The 16,824-nt window shown below is 59.4% G+C and carries 12 protein-coding genes and 2 pseudogenes; 5 read left to right on the forward strand and 9 right to left on the reverse strand.

Annotation, left to right across the window (positions count from 1 at the left end; translation table 11 throughout):
- Nucleotides 1–141 precede the first annotated feature (141 nt).
- Nucleotides 142–1,097 (forward strand): annotated as a pseudogene (locus tag NKJ78_RS29515) (DUF1402 family protein).
- Between the two features lie 213 nt (nucleotides 1,098–1,310).
- Here NKJ78_RS29515 and NKJ78_RS29520 read toward each other — a convergent pair.
- Nucleotides 1,311–1,835, reverse strand: a complete 525-nt coding sequence (locus NKJ78_RS29520; RefSeq protein ID WP_352460962.1) for an OmpA family protein — start codon at nucleotides 1,833–1,835, stop codon at nucleotides 1,311–1,313.
- 393 nt (nucleotides 1,836–2,228) lie between these two features.
- Here NKJ78_RS29520 and NKJ78_RS29525 point away from each other — a divergent pair, with 393 nt between their 5' ends.
- The 4 genes from NKJ78_RS29525 (at nucleotide 2,229) to NKJ78_RS29540 (ending at nucleotide 4,668) form a co-directional block, all read left to right on the forward strand.
- Nucleotides 2,229–2,744, forward strand: coding sequence for a CorA family divalent cation transporter (locus NKJ78_RS29525; RefSeq protein ID WP_023807116.1), 516 nt, complete (start codon nucleotides 2,229–2,231; stop codon nucleotides 2,742–2,744).
- 22 nt (nucleotides 2,745–2,766) lie between these two features.
- Nucleotides 2,767–3,294, forward strand: coding sequence for a DedA family protein (locus NKJ78_RS29530; RefSeq protein ID WP_352460952.1), 528 nt, complete (start codon nucleotides 2,767–2,769; stop codon nucleotides 3,292–3,294).
- Between the two features lie 259 nt (nucleotides 3,295–3,553).
- Nucleotides 3,554–4,240: a hypothetical protein gene (locus NKJ78_RS29535; RefSeq protein ID WP_352460953.1), complete on the forward strand. Its 687-nt coding sequence runs from the start codon at nucleotides 3,554–3,556 to the stop codon at nucleotides 4,238–4,240.
- A gap of 302 nt (nucleotides 4,241–4,542) precedes the next feature.
- Nucleotides 4,543–4,668 carry a hypothetical protein gene (locus tag NKJ78_RS29540; RefSeq protein WP_280940137.1) on the forward strand — a complete coding sequence of 42 codons (126 nt, stop codon included), beginning with the start codon at nucleotides 4,543–4,545 and terminating at the stop codon, nucleotides 4,666–4,668.
- 217 nt (nucleotides 4,669–4,885) lie between these two features.
- Here the strand turns inward: NKJ78_RS29540 and NKJ78_RS29545 are convergent, their stop codons facing one another.
- From NKJ78_RS29545 to NKJ78_RS29580, 8 genes and pseudogenes are all read right to left on the reverse strand, one after another.
- Nucleotides 4,886–6,562 (reverse strand): recombinase family protein, encoded by a 1,677-nt coding sequence (locus tag NKJ78_RS29545; RefSeq protein WP_352460955.1) that lies wholly within the window; start codon nucleotides 6,560–6,562, stop codon nucleotides 4,886–4,888.
- 160 nt (nucleotides 6,563–6,722) lie between these two features.
- Entirely contained in the window at nucleotides 6,723–6,932 is a 210-nt protein-coding gene (locus NKJ78_RS29550) for a hypothetical protein (protein ID WP_023705513.1), read from the reverse strand.
- Nucleotides 6,933–7,090: 158 nt separating this feature from the next.
- Complete coding sequence (locus NKJ78_RS29555) at nucleotides 7,091–7,672, reverse strand: helix-turn-helix domain-containing protein (RefSeq protein WP_084632955.1); 582 nt, start codon at nucleotides 7,670–7,672, stop codon at nucleotides 7,091–7,093.
- Nucleotides 7,673–7,769: 97 nt separating this feature from the next.
- A complete protein-coding gene (locus NKJ78_RS29560; protein WP_023705515.1) occupies nucleotides 7,770–8,414 on the reverse strand; it encodes a hypothetical protein in 645 nt (214 codons plus the stop codon).
- Nucleotides 8,415–9,015: 601 nt separating this feature from the next.
- Entirely contained in the window at nucleotides 9,016–13,452 is a 4,437-nt protein-coding gene (gene hyoA / locus NKJ78_RS29565) for an NACHT domain-containing antiphage protein HyoA (RefSeq protein WP_352460958.1), read from the reverse strand.
- 261 nt (nucleotides 13,453–13,713) lie between these two features.
- The gene (locus tag NKJ78_RS29570; protein ID WP_032906107.1) at nucleotides 13,714–14,100 is read right to left on the reverse strand and encodes a hypothetical protein; all 387 of its coding nucleotides are present in this window, start codon (nucleotides 14,098–14,100) and stop codon (nucleotides 13,714–13,716) included.
- Between the two features lie 1,055 nt (nucleotides 14,101–15,155).
- Nucleotides 15,156–16,229: pseudogene (locus NKJ78_RS29575) on the reverse strand (IS110 family RNA-guided transposase).
- A gap of 64 nt (nucleotides 16,230–16,293) precedes the next feature.
- Nucleotides 16,294–16,587, reverse strand: a complete 294-nt coding sequence (locus NKJ78_RS29580) for a helix-turn-helix domain-containing protein (protein WP_348524363.1) — start codon at nucleotides 16,585–16,587, stop codon at nucleotides 16,294–16,296.
- Nucleotides 16,588–16,824 lie beyond the last annotated feature (237 nt).

Here is a 16,824-nt window from a genome sequence, read left to right on the forward strand (position 1 = left end):
CCCGGCGATCGCGGTCATGCGTTGACAACCGGCGTGCCACGCTGATCGAGCTTGATTGGTTCATACGGGAACGGGCGGCGAGCGTGGGTGTATCCCCTGCTCATCGGGGGGCGACACATGAAAAATACTAGGCACGCGCTCATGGCGCTGACCGCCCTTGTCCTGGTGTTTGCCAACGGATTGGGCCTCGAAGCCCTCGCGAAGGGCCTCACCGTCGTTCCTCCCGGAAACCGGTTCGAGCAGCAGCCGCCGATTCCCGCAGCGTCAGCGAATAGGACGCGCGCCTTCAAGACAACTTACGACGCCAAGTACCACAAGATTCTGGCGTTGCTGAGTAACGATAAAAAGCTCGTGCAACAGATCAAGGATACGGCCGCTGCCTATGGTATCGATCCGATCCACGTTGTCGGCGCGCTTGTCGGCGAACATACCTACAACGTCAGCAGCGTTGATGCGGCGCAAACCTACTACGTCAAGGCCCTGGCATACGCCAACGCGGTTTCGAATTCCGCTACAAAGGCATTTCGCTGCAGTCGTTTGTCAATCGCCCGGAATTTTCCGGCTGCACCCCTGCCAAAGGGAGTTCGGCACTGTGGAGCTGCCGAACCGACGTCTGGAACACACAGTTCCTCGGAAAAACTGTCGGCAATGTCGCCTATGAGAACGTGACCTTTCAAAGGGCGTTCTTTCAACCGTTCTTCGCCGGCCAGACGTTCGGGCTTGGCCAGATCAGCCCTCTGGCGGCGCTGGAAGTGACCGACCTGGTCAATCGGGTGAGCGGCTTTGAAAAGCTCTCACCCGATCGGCCGCAGGCAATCTACCGCGACATCATGGATCCGAAGCGCAGCGTGATCTACACGACCGCCATCCTGCGGGAGGCGATCGACGCGTATGCCGAGGAGGGGTTCGATATTTCCGGGAATCCGGGCATTACAGCAACGCTCTACAATGTCGGCCAGCCGCAACGTCGCGCAGCCGAACTTCGCGAAGCTGCGGCAAAGGGATCCGGACGAAAGCTGCCGGTGGAGAATTACTACGGCTGGTTCGTAAACACCAAACTCGATGAATTGCGAGCCCTTCTTGACGGTCAAGGGTGAGCAATCAACGCTGGCCGCCGCGCGGTTAAGCGCGTTGGCAGACCATCACCCGCAGGTCAGGCGCCGCGCAGACGGAGCAGAGCCCGACATTGGTGGCGAAATTCGGAAGGCGGCATTTTCTAGAGTTGGCCTAAGTGCCATTCGAGCACCATTGAACTCAGAACGTCCCGCGAGAATGTCAACGCGACGAACCCCCCCGGCAGTCCAATATGACTATGGCAAGTTTATCCGCATCTCGACCCGCCGGTTGACCGGGTCGGAGGGATCGGCGACTCTCGGATGGCTTTTGCCCTCGCCAATTGCCCTGATGCGTGACGGTTCGATTCCGTTCGATAGGAGGAATGCCGTCACTGATTGCGCCCGTCGTTCCGAAAGTCCTTGATTGTAGATAGCCGAGCCCGAGGCGTCGGTGTGGCCTTCGACGATGAAGTTATGCGCCCTTAGACGGTTGTCTTTCAGCGCCTTGGCAAATTCGCCGAGTTTTGTTCGCGCCTCCGGCTGCAACTCAGCAGAATCGAGGCTGAAATTGATCAACATGTCGAGGCCGGTTGGCACTGACGCGTCCGCTTTGCTCTTGCATTCGTCTTCAGTGCCGATGCATATTCCACGCGACGGGCCCAGATCAGTCGCATTGCCGAAAAACTTGACGATGTCTTCTGACGTTTGGACAGGGTCGGCAAACGAATTTGAAGACGCCAGCACAGTCGCCAGCACCAAGAAAGAAGTGCCTATCCGCATAGCGGCCTCCAGCATGGAAATCGACGTCACGATTGGATAATTCCCAAAATAAATCCGGAGCGCGTGCCGGGTCAACCACACTATGGTTGCGACAAGCCGAGATAAGTTACTCATTCAGCTGTTTCAGGGTGACAATCAGGGTCTTTGTGACTGCTGCCACTCCGCTGCCGGCGCGGTCAAGGATGCGAGAGACCAGCCGGCGCCACGTTTTCCTAGTGCTGCTGGGCTTTCACAGCTCGCGACCGCTTCCGTCGGAGGACGCCAGCCTCGAATTCGAGATCAGGCGCCAAGGCAGCGAGACGCTGGAGCCGCTGCAGGTCTCGACGGTGCCGCGCGCCTCGCCGGGCGACGAAGTCGACGGACCTGCGCACCCTTTCTGCCGCCGCCTTCCATGTGCCGGACAGCCAGGGCCGTAAGGCGATCCGCTCAAACAAGGTTATTCGCGCCCAGTTGCGCCATGTCGGCCGGCTGGGTGACTATCTCTCGGAAAAGCGCGATGCCTTGCTTGCCCTGGGGCGCGCCATCGATTTCGCGTCCGCGATGGCCGGGGACTGGGGCGACGAGAAGGTAGCGTCGCGAATGAACGGCCTGAAGCAAGACGTGGCTTCGCTGGACGATTATGAGGTCCATCTCTCCGATAAGGTGCAGTTCCTGCTCGATGCCATGGTCGGGCTGATCGGCATCTCCCAGAACGACATCTTCAAAATCCTCACCATCGTCTCGATCGTTGGCATTCCGCCGACCCTAATCGCGGGCATCTACGGCATGAACTTCAAGACCATGCCCGAATACGACTGGGCCTTCGGCTACCCCTATGGACTGGCCATGATCGCTTTCAGCGCTATCATTCCGTTGGTTGGTTCAAGTGGCGGGGTTGGTTCTAAATATCGGGATTTGTCGCCTTGGTAGGGGTGAAGCAGGAAACCAACGTATGAGGCTCGACGAGATCACGCAAGCGACCATCGCTTTTATGCGGGCGCATGAGGCATGGGGCATTCCGCTCGTGACCATGCTGGCCTTCGGCGAATCGCTGGCCTTCATCTCGCTCTTACTTCCCGCGACCGTGATCCTCGTTGGCATCGGTTTTCTGATCGGCGAAAGTGGGATCGCGTTCTGGCCGTTGTGGCTCGCCGTTATCGTCGGCGCGGCACTTGGCGATTGGCTGTCTTTCTGGGTTGGCACGCGGCTGGGAGACCGGGTTTCGCACTATTGGCCGCTGAAGCGTTACCCAGATCTGCTTCCGCGTGGCCATAGATTCTTCGAACGCTGGGGTGGGCTTGGGGTGTTTATCGGCCGCTTCTCCGGTCCGTTGCGGGCATCCGTTCCGCTGGTTGCAGGTATCTGCGAAATGCGCGTCCTGACATTCCAGATCGCCAACGTCTCCTCGGCGATCCTCTGGGCGACAGGGATACTCGCGCCCGGTGCGTTCGGCCTCAAATGGCTGCAGGCTTGGATGTAGGCGACTCACGCCGGGCGAGCAGCTTGTCGATCCGCCTTCCAAGCAGTTACCCTTGAAGGCGCGGTAAGCCGCTCGCCCCGATCAGTGCACAGTGTCGGCCTTAGCGATTGCCCCTGGCCACCCGCCGGAGGGCCGGGTGGCACCCACATGGCCGAACCTCGACAACCGTCGCTAGAAAATGGCGATTTCGCCGAACTTTTCGACCCATAAGCCCGACCAGAGACGTGTATGCTGCATGCTTGGTCCTTGAGGATTGCTAATGGACAAGCCAGCCAAAGCGCTACTGTTCTCATATTTGGTCAAGCCGCACTTTCGGTTAAAATCGCCGGATCGCCTTCTCTCTGAAGCGGAGTTTGATCTTGCCCGGATAACTGTGGAGGATTTTCGGTTCGTGACCAGGGAGATGACCACAAATGTGGCGGAACTGCCCGCTGAAATCCGCGGTCGCAGTACCATTCTGCGGCGTTTGCTATCGGAGAGAGACTTGTTCAACGCGGGACGCCTCTTGATCCCGAGTTCGGGCCTGAGAGTTCTCGCGCGGATGCTGGATTTCGACCCTATTCACCCCGCCGTGCTTTTGACGTGCGGTAACTACCGTTGGGCCGGGGATCGGCTCCCGAATATCGCTGCTGTGTTCTCGCTAAAGGGGCAACCTCCTTTGACTGGGACCCCTTGGCGATTTCGGGACGACGCCGACGTCTCCCTCTCGGAATATCTGAAAGGTCTCGCGATCGCGGTACATGGAACACCGGTGCGGCGGAGGGAGGTCATTAAATACGTCGCGGATAAGAAGGCCGCGCATGTTTCGGATCATCGGAATCACTTGAGCGAAAAAGCAATCGACAGAGCGTGGCCTCACATGTCGATCACAATTGAAAACCAAGGAAAGGAAAAATTCAACTTAACATGGTATATCTTGAGCTTCTTGCCGTTATTCAGGCGTTGAAATCGAGCGAGAGCATCACCCACTGCATCACTAGAATGGATAAGTGGCTGAGATCAGCCGAGATTGTCTATCCGGAAGGAGCCCGACACGAGAATGTCAACCTGCCCATTGAACCGCTTTAGCGACGGAAAATCGGCGCTGCGCCCAACAGGCATCGCCGGAACAATCTTCATTGCCGCCCAAGTCGGTAACGTCGCGCGACATGGCCAACCGCGGCCGGCCAACGTGTTTGGGGATGCAGCGGCGCGGACATGGAGAGGCTGCTAGTCTCGTTCCCCACGCCTCTGGACCAAGCCTTGGAGATGCCGACCTTTGAGGCGAAGGCGAAGCCGACAGCCGCGCGCATAACCGGCGTGGGGTTCTTCGACCGCATCCATGGCGCCACCGGCACCTCATCGCTGAACGGCTTGAACTGCACCAGATCCTGAAGATCGAGTGGCTGTAGCGACGAAGACTCTGGCGCGGGATGCCAAGGCGCCGCGGGGGCAGACGTTGCCCAGGCTTAGAGCGGCGACGCTTGGCTAACATGCCGGCGTCCAAGTCTCGCAGCTCGGAAGTTTCACCCTGACGGCTCTCCCAAAGAGTCTCGAAGGGGCGATGAAGCGGGGCCAGTTCATCCCCGGGACGAAATCCGACATACGTCGATCAAGCCTGCCCCAGAGCAAATACATGCGCCCCGACGTCCTTCACAAGTGCCAGCAATTCGGGCTGAGGCGTGACCCAGAAAGTTCGAAAAGCTTCCAGGAACCCCAGCCAAATTGGATGCCTCGTCAACGACACATCCCCACCAGCTTGTGCAGCTGCCGCAGACGCGGCCGTTTCCGCAAGTAAATCAAACGGTTGCCTGAACATCGCGCGGACCTCGCCGCGATTCCATTCGCAGTTCGACAGCACCAGATTCAAAAGCCGTTTTTTCTCATTTGGGGCCTGGTGAGTGAACATTTGGCTGGCGTTGCGGGCCAGTTCGAGCAGTTGGATTCCATCATCCATGTATGATTCCTGCGCCTCGCCGTGGCGCTCGATCTCACGCATTAGACGCGTCTGTTCGACGCGCCATTGCGCCGACATGCGGTCATAGAAGGCATTGTCGATGCGGCCGTCGAGCTTGTCCAGGTACATAGCGTTGAGGCGATCTTCGAGACGCTTGTACTGAGTCTGACACCGCTCAATCGCCTGTTCCTGCTCCCGCCGCTCGTCTGCATGGCTCGCCTTCAACGCGTCCCGTACCCATTCCAGCACCTCCTCATCGAAATGGAGTTGGTCCAGGAGCCCCGCAAAGGTCTTATCCAGCACCTCCTCGCGAACATATTTGCGGCGACAGTCGGCATAGCCGCCCCGGCCTTTGTCGGCATGTCCCGTGCAGTGGTAGTAGATGTATTTCCCCTTCTTGACCTCCGCCACGACCGCACAGCCGCAATCAGCGCAGGTCATGAGGCCCGAGAAGGCGAATTCATAACCATAGGAATGGATAGGCGTCGCATGCCGGCCTGCCAGAACGCCCTGGACCCGTTCCCAGAGGTCGATCGATACCAGCGGCTCGTGCTTGCCCTGGTGCAGCCTGCCATTCCATTGAAACAGGCCCGTATAGAGCCGATTGCGCAAAATCGTATGCACGGTGCTGACCGGTACCGGATTGCCGCTCTTTGGATGGATGAGGCCGTCGCAATGCGCCGCCTTCGTGAGCGCCTTGAGTGAATACAGGCCAGTCGCGTACCGCTCGAACAGCTTGGTGACAACCGGCGCAACCACCGGGTCCGGCTCGATGACCTTCTTGCCGTTCTTGGCCGTGACGTTGAGATAGCCGAGCGGCGCCTTGGACGGCCAGATGCCCTGCTCCGCCTTTTCCATCTGCCCTTTCCGGGCTTCCTCAGAAAGGTTGTCGATGTAGTTTTTGGCCATCAGCACCTTGATGCCATGCATGAACTTTTCCGAGGATCGAGAGTCGCGCGACAGCACCACGCCCTCCTTGGCAAGGTGGATCTCGACATCGAGTTCGTCGAGAGTCACCCAATCCTTGAGGTTGCGGTAGAGGCGATCGGTCTTCTCGACCAGGATGACGCGTACGCCAGGATGCTTGCGCAGATATTTGACCATCTCGCCGAAGTTGGTCCGCCCGGTGTTCTTGGCGGTCTCGACATCAACATATTCCTCAACAATGCCAAACTGCCGCTGAAGAGCATATTCTCTCAGCAACTTGCATTGCGCCGGGATCGAAAAGCCTTCTTTCTCCTGCTCTTTTGAGGACACGCGCGCATAAAGCAGCGCTTTCACCAAGCTGCCGGGCTTCGCCTTCGGTGCTAGTCGCTTGTCGATCAGCTTCATCTCCGCTCCTTCGCGGTCACGAAACGGCGCGTGTGATTAACATGTCGCCCGGTCAGGACTGGCCACAACGTGCGAACCTGCAGTCGGCCGAACCGGTTCTCTCGTGTCATTTGAGACGGGCAAGAGTCATAGCGCGATATCAGGCGCGGGTCAGTTCGGCTCAATCCATCTTGTGCCATTCGGCAAGGATGCGAAAAAACCCGCTGACGTTTTCCACGATCTGGCGCGCATCTTCCTTGGATAGCGAACGACCGGTGCGTGCCTCGAAGAGTTGAACGGTTCGCTCGAGAAAGGCGTCGTCGACAGCGCGCGTCCGAGAAGATGGGCCGGGCTCGATCTGCCGACCGGCATCTCTGTGTGTTGCCTTCATTGCACTTGCCCGGTTTCGAACGCGCGATTGCGCGGTCAGAGCAAGCATCGTCGAAATCTGCGTAATCTCGCATGACCGTTATGTACGCTCCCGTTTCCTTTTCTACTTCCGTTTCGCTTCCGGGGGTCATTCCGGGGTTCTGGCACTCCCAGCGCCTGCTAAACAACGAGGCTGTGATGAAAGGAGCACTCCCGACCTTCGAAAAGGAAACATCTAACAAACCGGCGTTCGACCGGGTTGGGTCCGGCAGACGCTACGCTCTCCTGCTTTGGGTCTACGACTGCCAGTTCCTCCCCCAATGCGGAGATCAAGGCCGACACACGGCTGCGCACCCGTGGATGAAGTTGCACCAGCCCTTCAATCAGGCGTCGGCCTTCCGCGCTGGCAATAAAATTGATGCGCTCATCGACCGGTAGCGTGGGAACGTCACGGTCAGTCTCATTGCCCGGTAGGCCTCCGAAAAAACGGCTGACCGGGACGGCCAGTGAACTAGCGATCTCGTAGAGCATGGAGGCACTCACGCGGTTTTTCGCGTTCTCATATTTTTGAAGCTGCTGGAAACTGATGCCTATGGATCGGGCAAGCTGGGCCTGCGATACGTCCGACTGCACGCGAACCGCAGCGATCTGCCTGCCGACATATTGATCAGCAGGGTGCGGGCTACTCTCGGTTCCATGGTTTGCCGACGCGCTGAAGACGCGGGGGCGTCCTGGCTCCGCAAATGCCTTTCGGAACTGCATCAGTCGCTCCATGTGGAGAGAGTTTGTCTCGGTAAGCCCGGGCGAAAATCACCAAACCGCCGAATGATCGCGATTTCGGAACCTTAGTGCCGAGGTTTCAGCTCGTGACTTTCTGCTCCCTGATCCGAGCTATATCGTCCAAAGCCGAGCGGATCTGTGGCCACGGGGATTCACCGTCGTGTAGCGAATACTCCCCTTCCCTAAGCACTGCATCTAGCTTAGCGGCTATACCAGCCAGTGACGTAGCAGGAACCTGGGATAAAAGTTCGAGCAATGCCTGCGCGCGCTCGGCAGCTTCGCACTCCGTAAGTAACGATGTCGAATAACCAATCTCCCTACCGGCGGCATCCCAGCGCGCCTGATGGGCTACGATTTCGGTTTCAGCCCGAGCGCGGGCTACTGTGTTCGCCGGACGAACACGCAGCAATTCTTGGAGGGCTCCAAGAGAGTGAACGGTCACGCTCTCGCCGTCGGACAACTTCACTGTCGTGCAAGGGAAACCAACGGTCTCGATAAGTACCCTCTCCAACCGCTGCTGCTGATTGCAAAGTTGTTCAGTCTCCTCCCAAGCCGCCTGCCATCGTCTCCACACCGACACAGCAGGATCAATGGCGTCATCACCCTCCAAGTCGCTGCGAGCAAACGATGTAGCCTGTGTCGCCGCCATTGCGATTGCTGTTCCCGCAAGCACCTTCCTGCGCGTGACGAAAGGCAAAGTCGTGTTATTGTCGGAATCAGCCATGATCCGAGCTCCCAGAAGCTTAGGCGTGGTCAGGCTAGGCATGGTGCGTCAACACCGCGTCTAGCCGCGCCCCAGACCAAGGCCAAGGGTATCCACTGATACCTTTGGATCATAACGCAATGATCTAAAGGGATCAAATAGAAATTGGTAACAGCAGCACAAATGCGAGCGGCTCGAGCATTGATAGCTCTCTCACAATCGGAGCTTGCCCGTAGGGCTGGTGTTTCTATTCCGACGGTAAAACGATGTGAGAGCGACAGTGAGCGCGCCGCCGTCGTCTCCGATGAAACCCAGGACAAAATCCGTGCTGTTCTTGAGGCCGAGGGTGTTGAATTTACGAATGGCAATCATCCGGGCGTGAGGTTGCGGCGACCGTGATCGACTACGAATGAAGTAACGTCTGGTGGGATGGCGTCGAGTTGGGGCGAGACGCGTAGCGGCCAATCAGACGAGTTGCGAAATGGCCGCAACGGGGCCGGGCAGCGGCCTGGCAGCTTTTGCTTCAGGTTGAGCAAAGCTGACGCTCAGAACGTAGAGCTTGCACTCACGACTATCTGCACATACGGCAATCGGGCGCGTGAAATGTTGGGGCTCCTGCACCTTATTCGCCGCGCGTCGGTTTGCCCCGTTTGCCGGTTAAACTCGCACCTCCTTCTTCTCGTGGCTTTACAGAACCCGCCCTCTTGTCCTTCCCTGCGGACTTTCGCGCCTTAGTGGCTGCCTTGACCGTCTTAGTGTCGAGGCCACGCAAGGTTAGGTCGATGCCGACGACCGCCAGATCCTCTACATTGGGGTGTTGACTGAAAATCACGGACCAATGCTGGCGAAGTGCTGTGAGCAGGGCCTCGAAGCTCTCGGCTTTGCCACCGCCAGGTAAATCCCAGCTTTTCTTTGTACCGATATAAACGAGGAGAAAGATGCCCCTACTGGAGCGGGCATCGCGCAAATAGTCACCGCCGAGTTGCACCTCCATGCGCTCGAACAGATGCGGACCCGTCCAGTTGTCAGCGACCTTAAGCTCGACGGGAACCGGAGCGTCGAACTTCGCGCCTCGAAATCTCAAGTCGGGCCGCTTGGCGTCGGCCAATTCCTCTTCAGGCGGGATGCTATATCGGCCCCCAGCCCTGCCGCGAAGCCAGCCCCCAATGAATTTGCGGAATTCGGTTTCTTGATCGGTGCCCTGCAGGATCGAAGCGATGCTCTCATCCCCATGCTCGAGATCGTGTTTAAGATCCTCGAGCCGCTCGACGCCGAAATACCATAGGTCGCGGTGATTAGCTGGTGTCGCGACCCTGGCATCGTTGAACTCCTTGACTTGGCTCGGCTTCCAGGGAGCAAAATCGGCATCGAGGGTCGCCTTGGTCTTGGCGTGAAACCTCATCCACGGCCGAGATCTCGCGGCAGGGTGCGTGTGTTCCATCTCCACCAGCGCGAGATAGGCCTCTTTGCCCGGGGTCTCGCGGATGAAGGTGAAAAGTGCGTTACGGGCGTCCTGTGCATCGTCGCGGAGCCCTGGCGAGTACACGCCCTTCCCAGCACGCTCGATGTCATCTTCCTCGCGAATGTACCTCGTCATCAGAAGATATAGCGTCTTCATGTGCTCGACAGTGCGGTAGGCGAGCCGCGCTCGGCCTTCCTGCCGCCGCCCTCCTAGTAACGATACGACGAAGCGAAGGGCGAGATTGGTCTGTTCAACAGGATCGTTCAATGCCGCAAGACGGGCAGCGAGCGCCGGGATTGCCGCGTCTGGGTCAACGCCGGCCCATGTGGCAAACCAGATCGGGCTGAAAACCGGATCGTATTTCGCGCTTGCCTTTTGGGCCGCGATCTTGGCCAGCTCCACGTCGGATACCGATGAGCCCTGAATGATCGACAGAAGGTAGCCGAGGTTGCGCGGATTGACCCGTTTGCCCTTAAGCGTGGGCAACAGGGCTGTGGCGATCTGATCGCAGGCCCATCGGCCATGCCATGCCATGTTGTACAGGACGTAGTGGCTTTCACCGTCGCTGGTCTCATTCGTCAGTTCGTGGCGGATTTCCTTCAGCAGGACAGCGCCGACCTGCTCGGGAAACGCCCCGTAGAGGTCTGGCAGCCAAGCCGGAAATCCGTTCAGCTCGGCAAGCGCGTATTGCGCCGCCTTTTCGGCCTCGGCTCGACTCAAGCGCTGGAGCCATTCCTCCTCCTCGCGCGCTTCGATCGCGAGTCCGGTTAAACCGAAGATCACCGCGGAAGGGGTCTGATTGGTCGAGGCCCCCTGTGACTGGGTCCGAGGTTGGTAGTCGCGCCAGAACCGCACCGCGGCATCGCGGAACGCGCTGGCTACCGGCTCGCCGTAAGCCTCGATCAGCGAACGCCAATTGCCCTCGGTCCAGTGGTTGTTGTTGTCGTTGGCCGACAATCGCATCCGCTCATGCAGATAATGCTGATCGTGGGTGTAGATGCCTGGCTTGCCCGGATAGCGGATATGATCGACGCGTTCGGCTAGGAGCATCTTGTCTCGCTCCAGCCGCTTATCTCGGGCCACCGATATCCGCGCGTCCCGACGCTTCCACTGCGCCTCCTGCCTGCGATATTTCACCAGCTCGCCAGCAGGAGGATGCAGCAGAGCCTCCAGCTTCGAGCGCAAGGTTTCCTCTTTGTCGACGAGACGTTTCAACCGCTCGCGCCACTTCCGCGGACGCCCGCCAGCGACGAACAGACGGAATGCGAGGGTCAGCGCGATGAGGCGGTCGTCAGGTAGCGGCCGATTGGCGATGTCGTCTGCGATGATATCGAAGCCGGTTGGATCAAAGGCCCAGTAGTTACCGAAAATCGACACATGCCAATAGTCGGTAAGACGCTCGTCTTTCTCGCGCTCCCGCCACGCGCGCTCCTGTGCGACGGATTGCCAGAACACGCTATGGTTGAGGTCCGCCCATCCCTTCACGAGGTCCGGCAACCCTTTGCGGATGTCCTCGAAATCGTGGCGGCCATAGTCGCTCGCGATCGGGAGCAACCGGAGCGCCGTCAGAGTCGCCGACGACAGCGCCGCAGGGTCACGCGCCTCAATCAGCCGCATCGCCACGCGCGCAGTCGTCGAGGCCAGCCATCCATATTGCTGCGATATCTCACAATGCCGACGCTCGGCCACTGGCTCGCGTTGAAGGAGGCACACCAGACCCTCCATGAGCGGTCCGAGCAGTGCGAGCGGGAGCTCGTTGACGTAGCGCGCAAGAGGGTCATTCAGCGGATCGACCTGATGCGGATCCTTGGTTGCCGAGCCTTCAAGCGCCTCTATGAGCCAGGCGATCGCCTCCGTCGTGTAAGGCAGATCGACCAGCAGCTCGCCGAGCCAGTCGCGGGACAGCGATGGTCCCTCTCCCACGAAGTTCCGGCGCACTTCCGCGACATCGGTCGGGGTGCCGACGGTGAGGACTGCCCGGATCGCCGCGATGCGGGTATATTTGGCGCGCGAGGTGAGCGCGAAATGCTTGGCCTTGTCGGCCAGCGCCTCGAGACCACCCTGAAAAACCATTCGCAGCAAAAACCAAGTGATGTCGTCATCACCGGCATATCGGTCGAGCAGCGCGCGTATATCGTCGGCAAGATCGGGGTTGGCGAAACGCTGCACCGCCTCATAGTCCATGACGCTGCGACCCTGCGCAGGCTGCGCAAGCTGCTCACAGGTTTGGCACAGGATACGGCGCCTCGTCTCGAGCGGCAGCTTACTGGGATCGCCGCCCTCGAACAGGATCTCCGGTGCCATATCCACGACCTTGTTTAGGATTCGGCGGTCAAGCACCGCAAGCCACGGCAGCACAGGCCGCATCGTCGGCACGATCACCTCGATGCCATATTGCTTGCGGAAGAACAGGCTCTCGATCTTCGCGCGCGATCCTTCGTCAACAAGCAGCGAATGGAGCCACTCGGCGGTCAAATATTCTCGGACCGAACGATGATGGAAACGCACAGTCCCGTAGATCCCGGGGTCGAAGATCGGACGGCTGAGCAAGGTTGTGCAATCCTGATCGTTCCAATCAGTCAGTACGTCCTTGATCGGCAGGCCCTTCGCATTCTGATGCCCGTCGGGAACCCGGATCGCGGATTCCTGACACAGAGTCGTGGCCGCCGCGACCAGTCGGGCACCTTCGCGAACTCGTTCAATGGAGATAGGTCGCGCATCGGCGCGGTCCTGGTCGCGCTCCTCCAATCGCTTGGCGATGCTGCTCGTCATCAGATCGAGACGTGACCCGATACTCTGGTGATCGTTCCAGAACTCGATCGTCTCGGCGAGATCAAGCGGCCGCGTGGTGAACGACCACGCCTCGGCACGATCGACCGCCTTTCTGAAGGACTTCAGATCCACGACGCCCTTGGCATGGGCGAATGTGTCGACTTGGCTTCCATGCAGATCCTCCAAGGTCACGATGCGGAACGGCCCTTTTTTGCTGGGCCGTTTGATGGTCCGATCGGGCGCAATGGCATATTCCCCCTGGAATTCGGGCTCGTCTTGTGTAGCCGTGGCCGGAATCATCCAGGGCAGATTATTCCTGCACAACAGAAGGTCAGTCGTCGGCCGCCACGCCTCTGTGCGGCCCGTAATGACGATGTGCGCATGCTGGAGAATGCGCTCGATCTTTCTACCGATCTTGCGGATTGCACGCTCGAAGTCCTTGGGGTCACGCAGGCGCGCCTCGTCGATGGAGTCGAGAAACAACCAACCGGGTTCGCCCGATGCGATCCACGCTTCGAATTCCTCGAGGCTCCCTTCCTCGAAGCTGGTCTCGAGATCCTCGACCACATGCTCAATACGCAGAAAGAACGCCTGCTTGCCGTCTTGCCGCTGGCGTCGGCAGACGTGCCGTATTTCCTCAGTCTTGCCCGATCCTGCCTCCGCCAGCATGATGACTCGAGGTTCCTTCAGAAGATCGGGCCAGCGGGTCGGTGTCTGGCGCTCCCAAAGGCGCACCATTTTCGCCTCATCGCCCTCATCATCGGAGATGGCGAGGTCGCGAAAGGTGCGATCGAGCTCAATGAAATTGTCGAGATCTCTGGACATGGCCTGAATGTGTCGTCATTGCTGCGATCGGTCTCAATATCATCCTCGTGTCTCGACGGTAACTACGTCGAGGCTTGTGAGCGCCTTGCATTTAGCTCGATGTAATGTGATTCATCCGTGACGCTGTTGGTGAAGGGAGGGGGATGATTGACGGCCTTCAAGTTGCGAGTCGGCGGCGTTCTGGAACTTGCCGAAGCTGGATGAACGGCCGGAATGAGGCGCATACCAGACATTCACACCTGACCATCCGCGCCGGTCAGATCAACCCTTCAACATCGTCGATTGAAGAACGGCCTGGGTATGCTCTGCGAGGTCGAGTTCGCCGCGCGCCTCGATCTCCAAAAGATATCGGGCCTTGGCCAGGCGATCCCCTTCCCCGACGGCAGGATAGCCGCAGATGGCGAGAAGCACCCTCTCCTCTTCCCGGCTGGCTCTGGCGGGGTCGTCGCTGCCACCGCCTATCTCGTGCAGAGCTTTGCCGAACTCAGTATAGGCTGTCTTGTGCGCCTCAATCAGCGCTCGCAGATAACTGGACGGCTCTTGGTCTCGGCTCGGCGGCTCTGCGCCGAGCGCCGTTGCCGTCATCGACGAGGCGACGACTGCGCTGCCGGAGTGGAGGAGCAAGGCGCGGCGGTTGATCCTAGACATGGCAACCTCTCCCAATTGCTTGATGGCGATAAGGCCAGTGGCGTAAAAACCATCAGACCGTAACACGACGATTTGCGTATTCGTGTCAGGATGGCCAGATCTCTGGCCGTCGAGAGCCCGTGCGGCAGGGCGATGCACGGCGCCTGCATCTCGGAAAGGATGCCGCGTCCGACCGCCCTGAGGAAGCTTCGATTTGGGCGCGGGCTTGTCGCGACCGGGCGCTTCCATTGGGGCGGTGAAGCCTATGTATCCGCCGTGCGGAGGATGGCGCCAGCCGACAAGCCTGCGCTCGGCTGCCATCCTATGGCCGGAGCTGGCGACGTCGGCTCTACGGGCCGAGGTGAAACCCCTCTGCTGCAGCGAGCCGTTCGCCGATCGCGGGCTAGATCGGCGAGGTTCTAACGTGGTCTGTCCAACCGCTCGTTATCTACTGACGAGCGGCGACCTCAAGAACAGTCTCAGACCACGCCCTCCTTTCCCGGCCCAGCCCCCACAAAGGCCAGTCGGGCTGCCGCACATCGCACTAAGCTACGGACGAAGAACGAAAATCAACGATCTTGGGAGGTGCAGGGAAAACCCACACCTCGCGAAAATTGGGAATAACCTATTGGAATAACACGACCGCCACAGCCCGCACCTCGCGGCCTTTTATCTAGCCGTCTTAATCGGTCGTGCTAGGCGAGAATTTGTACGCATCGTCGTTTCTCCTTCCATCTACGATAATATACGAATTTATTCTCCACGCTACGTTTCCACGTTTTGGCGTCGAGTTCCGATGCGCCGAGCAGTCTTACGCGCTCTGCGACGGGTGTTTCGGCTGCACTGTGGCAGCGCTCGAACCGTCGTGGCGCACTTTTCCATCGGACTGGCGGAGCATCGTCACAGGCAATCGAGCGCGGTCCGGCCGTCTGTGGATCGGCGCGGCCGCAGGCAAGATAACGTGCGTTCCGTCGTTCCTGGTCTGCATCGGTCCTCATCCGCCAAGGCGGATCTTCGTGTTCAGTTGGCGTCGTTCACGTTGCTGACGCCCTGCGTTTCAACTGACGATCCCCTGCTCATCGATGGGCTCCGAGCAGCTTGCGGTCCTTGAGATGAGCGCGCTGGGCAGCGTCGGTTGGGCTTGCCGCCGGATCGCCGACGTAGAACGTTCCGTCGCTCCACATGGCGTGCATGATCACCGCCAGCTTGCGCGCCACCGCCACGCACGCCTTGCGATGGCAGGAGCGTTTGGCGATTTCCCGGCCCAAGCTTTTGCCCTTGTCCATGCCGCGGAGGCGCGTCATCAGCGCCGACGCCGCCTCGTAGAGCGCGCGCCGCACGGCCGCGTCGCCAGCCTTCGAGATGCGTCCCTGGACGTCGATCGATGTGCTCGACTGCCATCGCCGCGAGGTCAGCCCGAAGTAGGCGGCGACGTCACGCGAGCGGCGGAAGCGCGATCGTCGATCGCCGTCATGAAGGAGAGCGCCGTCACCGGGCCGACGCCGGGGATGGCCATGAAGCGTCGGCACAGCTCGCTACGCGCGACGATCTCACCACCAGATCGTGCAGCCGGCAATATTCCCGCCACTGAACGGCGCGCCCCCGACAACATGGCGTCCATCAACTCGGCTGACAGCGGATCGGCCGCGAGCACCGCCTGGTCGAAAGCGCCACGCGACGTGCCGCCAAGCTTGATGCCGAACGCCTTCAGCGAGTGCCGGAGGCGTTCTCAAAATCGACGAACTTGCGCTTCAGGTTGCGCCGGTGGGTCAGTAAAAGCCGCATCCGATAGCAATCCTGCGTCTTGATATGGGCCTGACGAAACCAGCCGGTGCGCATGATGTGGGCGATGCCGAGCGCATCGGCGGCATCCGTGTTGTTGCGCTGCGCCGACATCGCGGCGCCCACGTGCTGTGTCTCCAGGCAGATCGCCGGAAGGCCGCGTTTCAGAAGCTCGGGATTGAGCCAGGGCGACAGCGATCCGGCCTCGTGGCCGACGCGCCGCAGCCGCGCCACGAACGGCTTCAACACCACGAACAACGCATCCGGATCGGTCTCCACCTTGACCGTCAAATGCACCTCACCATGTTCGTCGACGACGGACACCGCAGTTTCGTCCACGCAACATCCAGTCCGCAAAAATATTCCATCAGCCGCCTCCTGCGTGGCTTGACAGGTGATTTCTTAGCAGTTGCCCTGCTGTACTTATATATACTACTCCACAACAAAGGTAATTTGAAACGGACTCAGCATTATGCCGCAGTCTCCATTCTCAGCGAAGACAAACCTGATACCTCCCTCCTCAAGAGTTTTTTCAATCGAGCTGAGTGTTCGTGGACCTATTGGAGTGCCAGCTTCCAATCGCGTGATCGTTGTCGGGGCGACCCCCGCAAGGCTGGCCAGCTCGCTTATTTTCAGTCCCAGCGCCGCCCGAGCCATTCTGCATTGGACACCTCGGATCGTCATTTCTCGTTGCCCCGGTGAACGAAAGTCCCTGGCAGAGATCATATAACTGCTATTCGCGCCATGGTTTCCCTTTCTGTTTTTTGAGAAGGCATAATCCGGCCATTTTGCCCGTCAGATCGTGTCCCGCGGCGTGGTGTAGCTGGCGGCATTAGTCGCCGTGCTCTCCGGCATGGGCCGGGCTGATCAGCGCGCGACTGGCAGGCTGATCAGGGGATCATCGCTCATCTGGCTGATCGTTTCCAGAGTCATATATCTGGCCCGCTGCACTGCCCATTCATC

It is taken from the genome of Mesorhizobium sp. M0037 (assembly GCF_040323635.1).
Lineage (GTDB): Bacteria > Pseudomonadota > Alphaproteobacteria > Rhizobiales > Rhizobiaceae > Mesorhizobium.

Excerpts from the sequence above, each read along its gene's own strand:
- NKJ78_RS29530 (WP_352460952.1), top strand. The coding sequence starts at position 2,767 with ATGAGGCTCGACGAGATCACGCAAGCGACCATCGCTTTTATGCGGGCG.
- NKJ78_RS29580 (WP_348524363.1), bottom strand. The coding sequence starts at position 16,587 with ATGATCTCTGCCAGGGACTTTCGTTCACCGGGGCAACGAGAAATGACG.
- NKJ78_RS29560 (WP_023705515.1), bottom strand. The coding sequence starts at position 8,414 with ATGGCTGATTCCGACAATAACACGACTTTGCCTTTCGTCACGCGCAGG.
- NKJ78_RS29550 (WP_023705513.1), bottom strand. The coding sequence starts at position 6,932 with ATGAAGGCAACACACAGAGATGCCGGTCGGCAGATCGAGCCCGGCCCA.
- NKJ78_RS29520 (WP_352460962.1), bottom strand. The coding sequence starts at position 1,835 with ATGCGGATAGGCACTTCTTTCTTGGTGCTGGCGACTGTGCTGGCGTCT.
- NKJ78_RS29545 (WP_352460955.1), bottom strand. The coding sequence starts at position 6,562 with ATGAAGCTGATCGACAAGCGACTAGCACCGAAGGCGAAGCCCGGCAGC.
- NKJ78_RS29535 (WP_352460953.1), top strand. The coding sequence starts at position 3,554 with ATGGACAAGCCAGCCAAAGCGCTACTGTTCTCATATTTGGTCAAGCCG.
- NKJ78_RS29570 (WP_032906107.1), bottom strand. The coding sequence starts at position 14,100 with ATGTCTAGGATCAACCGCCGCGCCTTGCTCCTCCACTCCGGCAGCGCA.
- NKJ78_RS29540 (WP_280940137.1), top strand. The coding sequence starts at position 4,543 with ATGCCGACCTTTGAGGCGAAGGCGAAGCCGACAGCCGCGCGCATAACC.
- NKJ78_RS29555 (WP_084632955.1), bottom strand. The coding sequence starts at position 7,672 with ATGCAGTTCCGAAAGGCATTTGCGGAGCCAGGACGCCCCCGCGTCTTC.
- hyoA (WP_352460958.1), bottom strand. The coding sequence starts at position 13,452 with ATGTCCAGAGATCTCGACAATTTCATTGAGCTCGATCGCACCTTTCGC.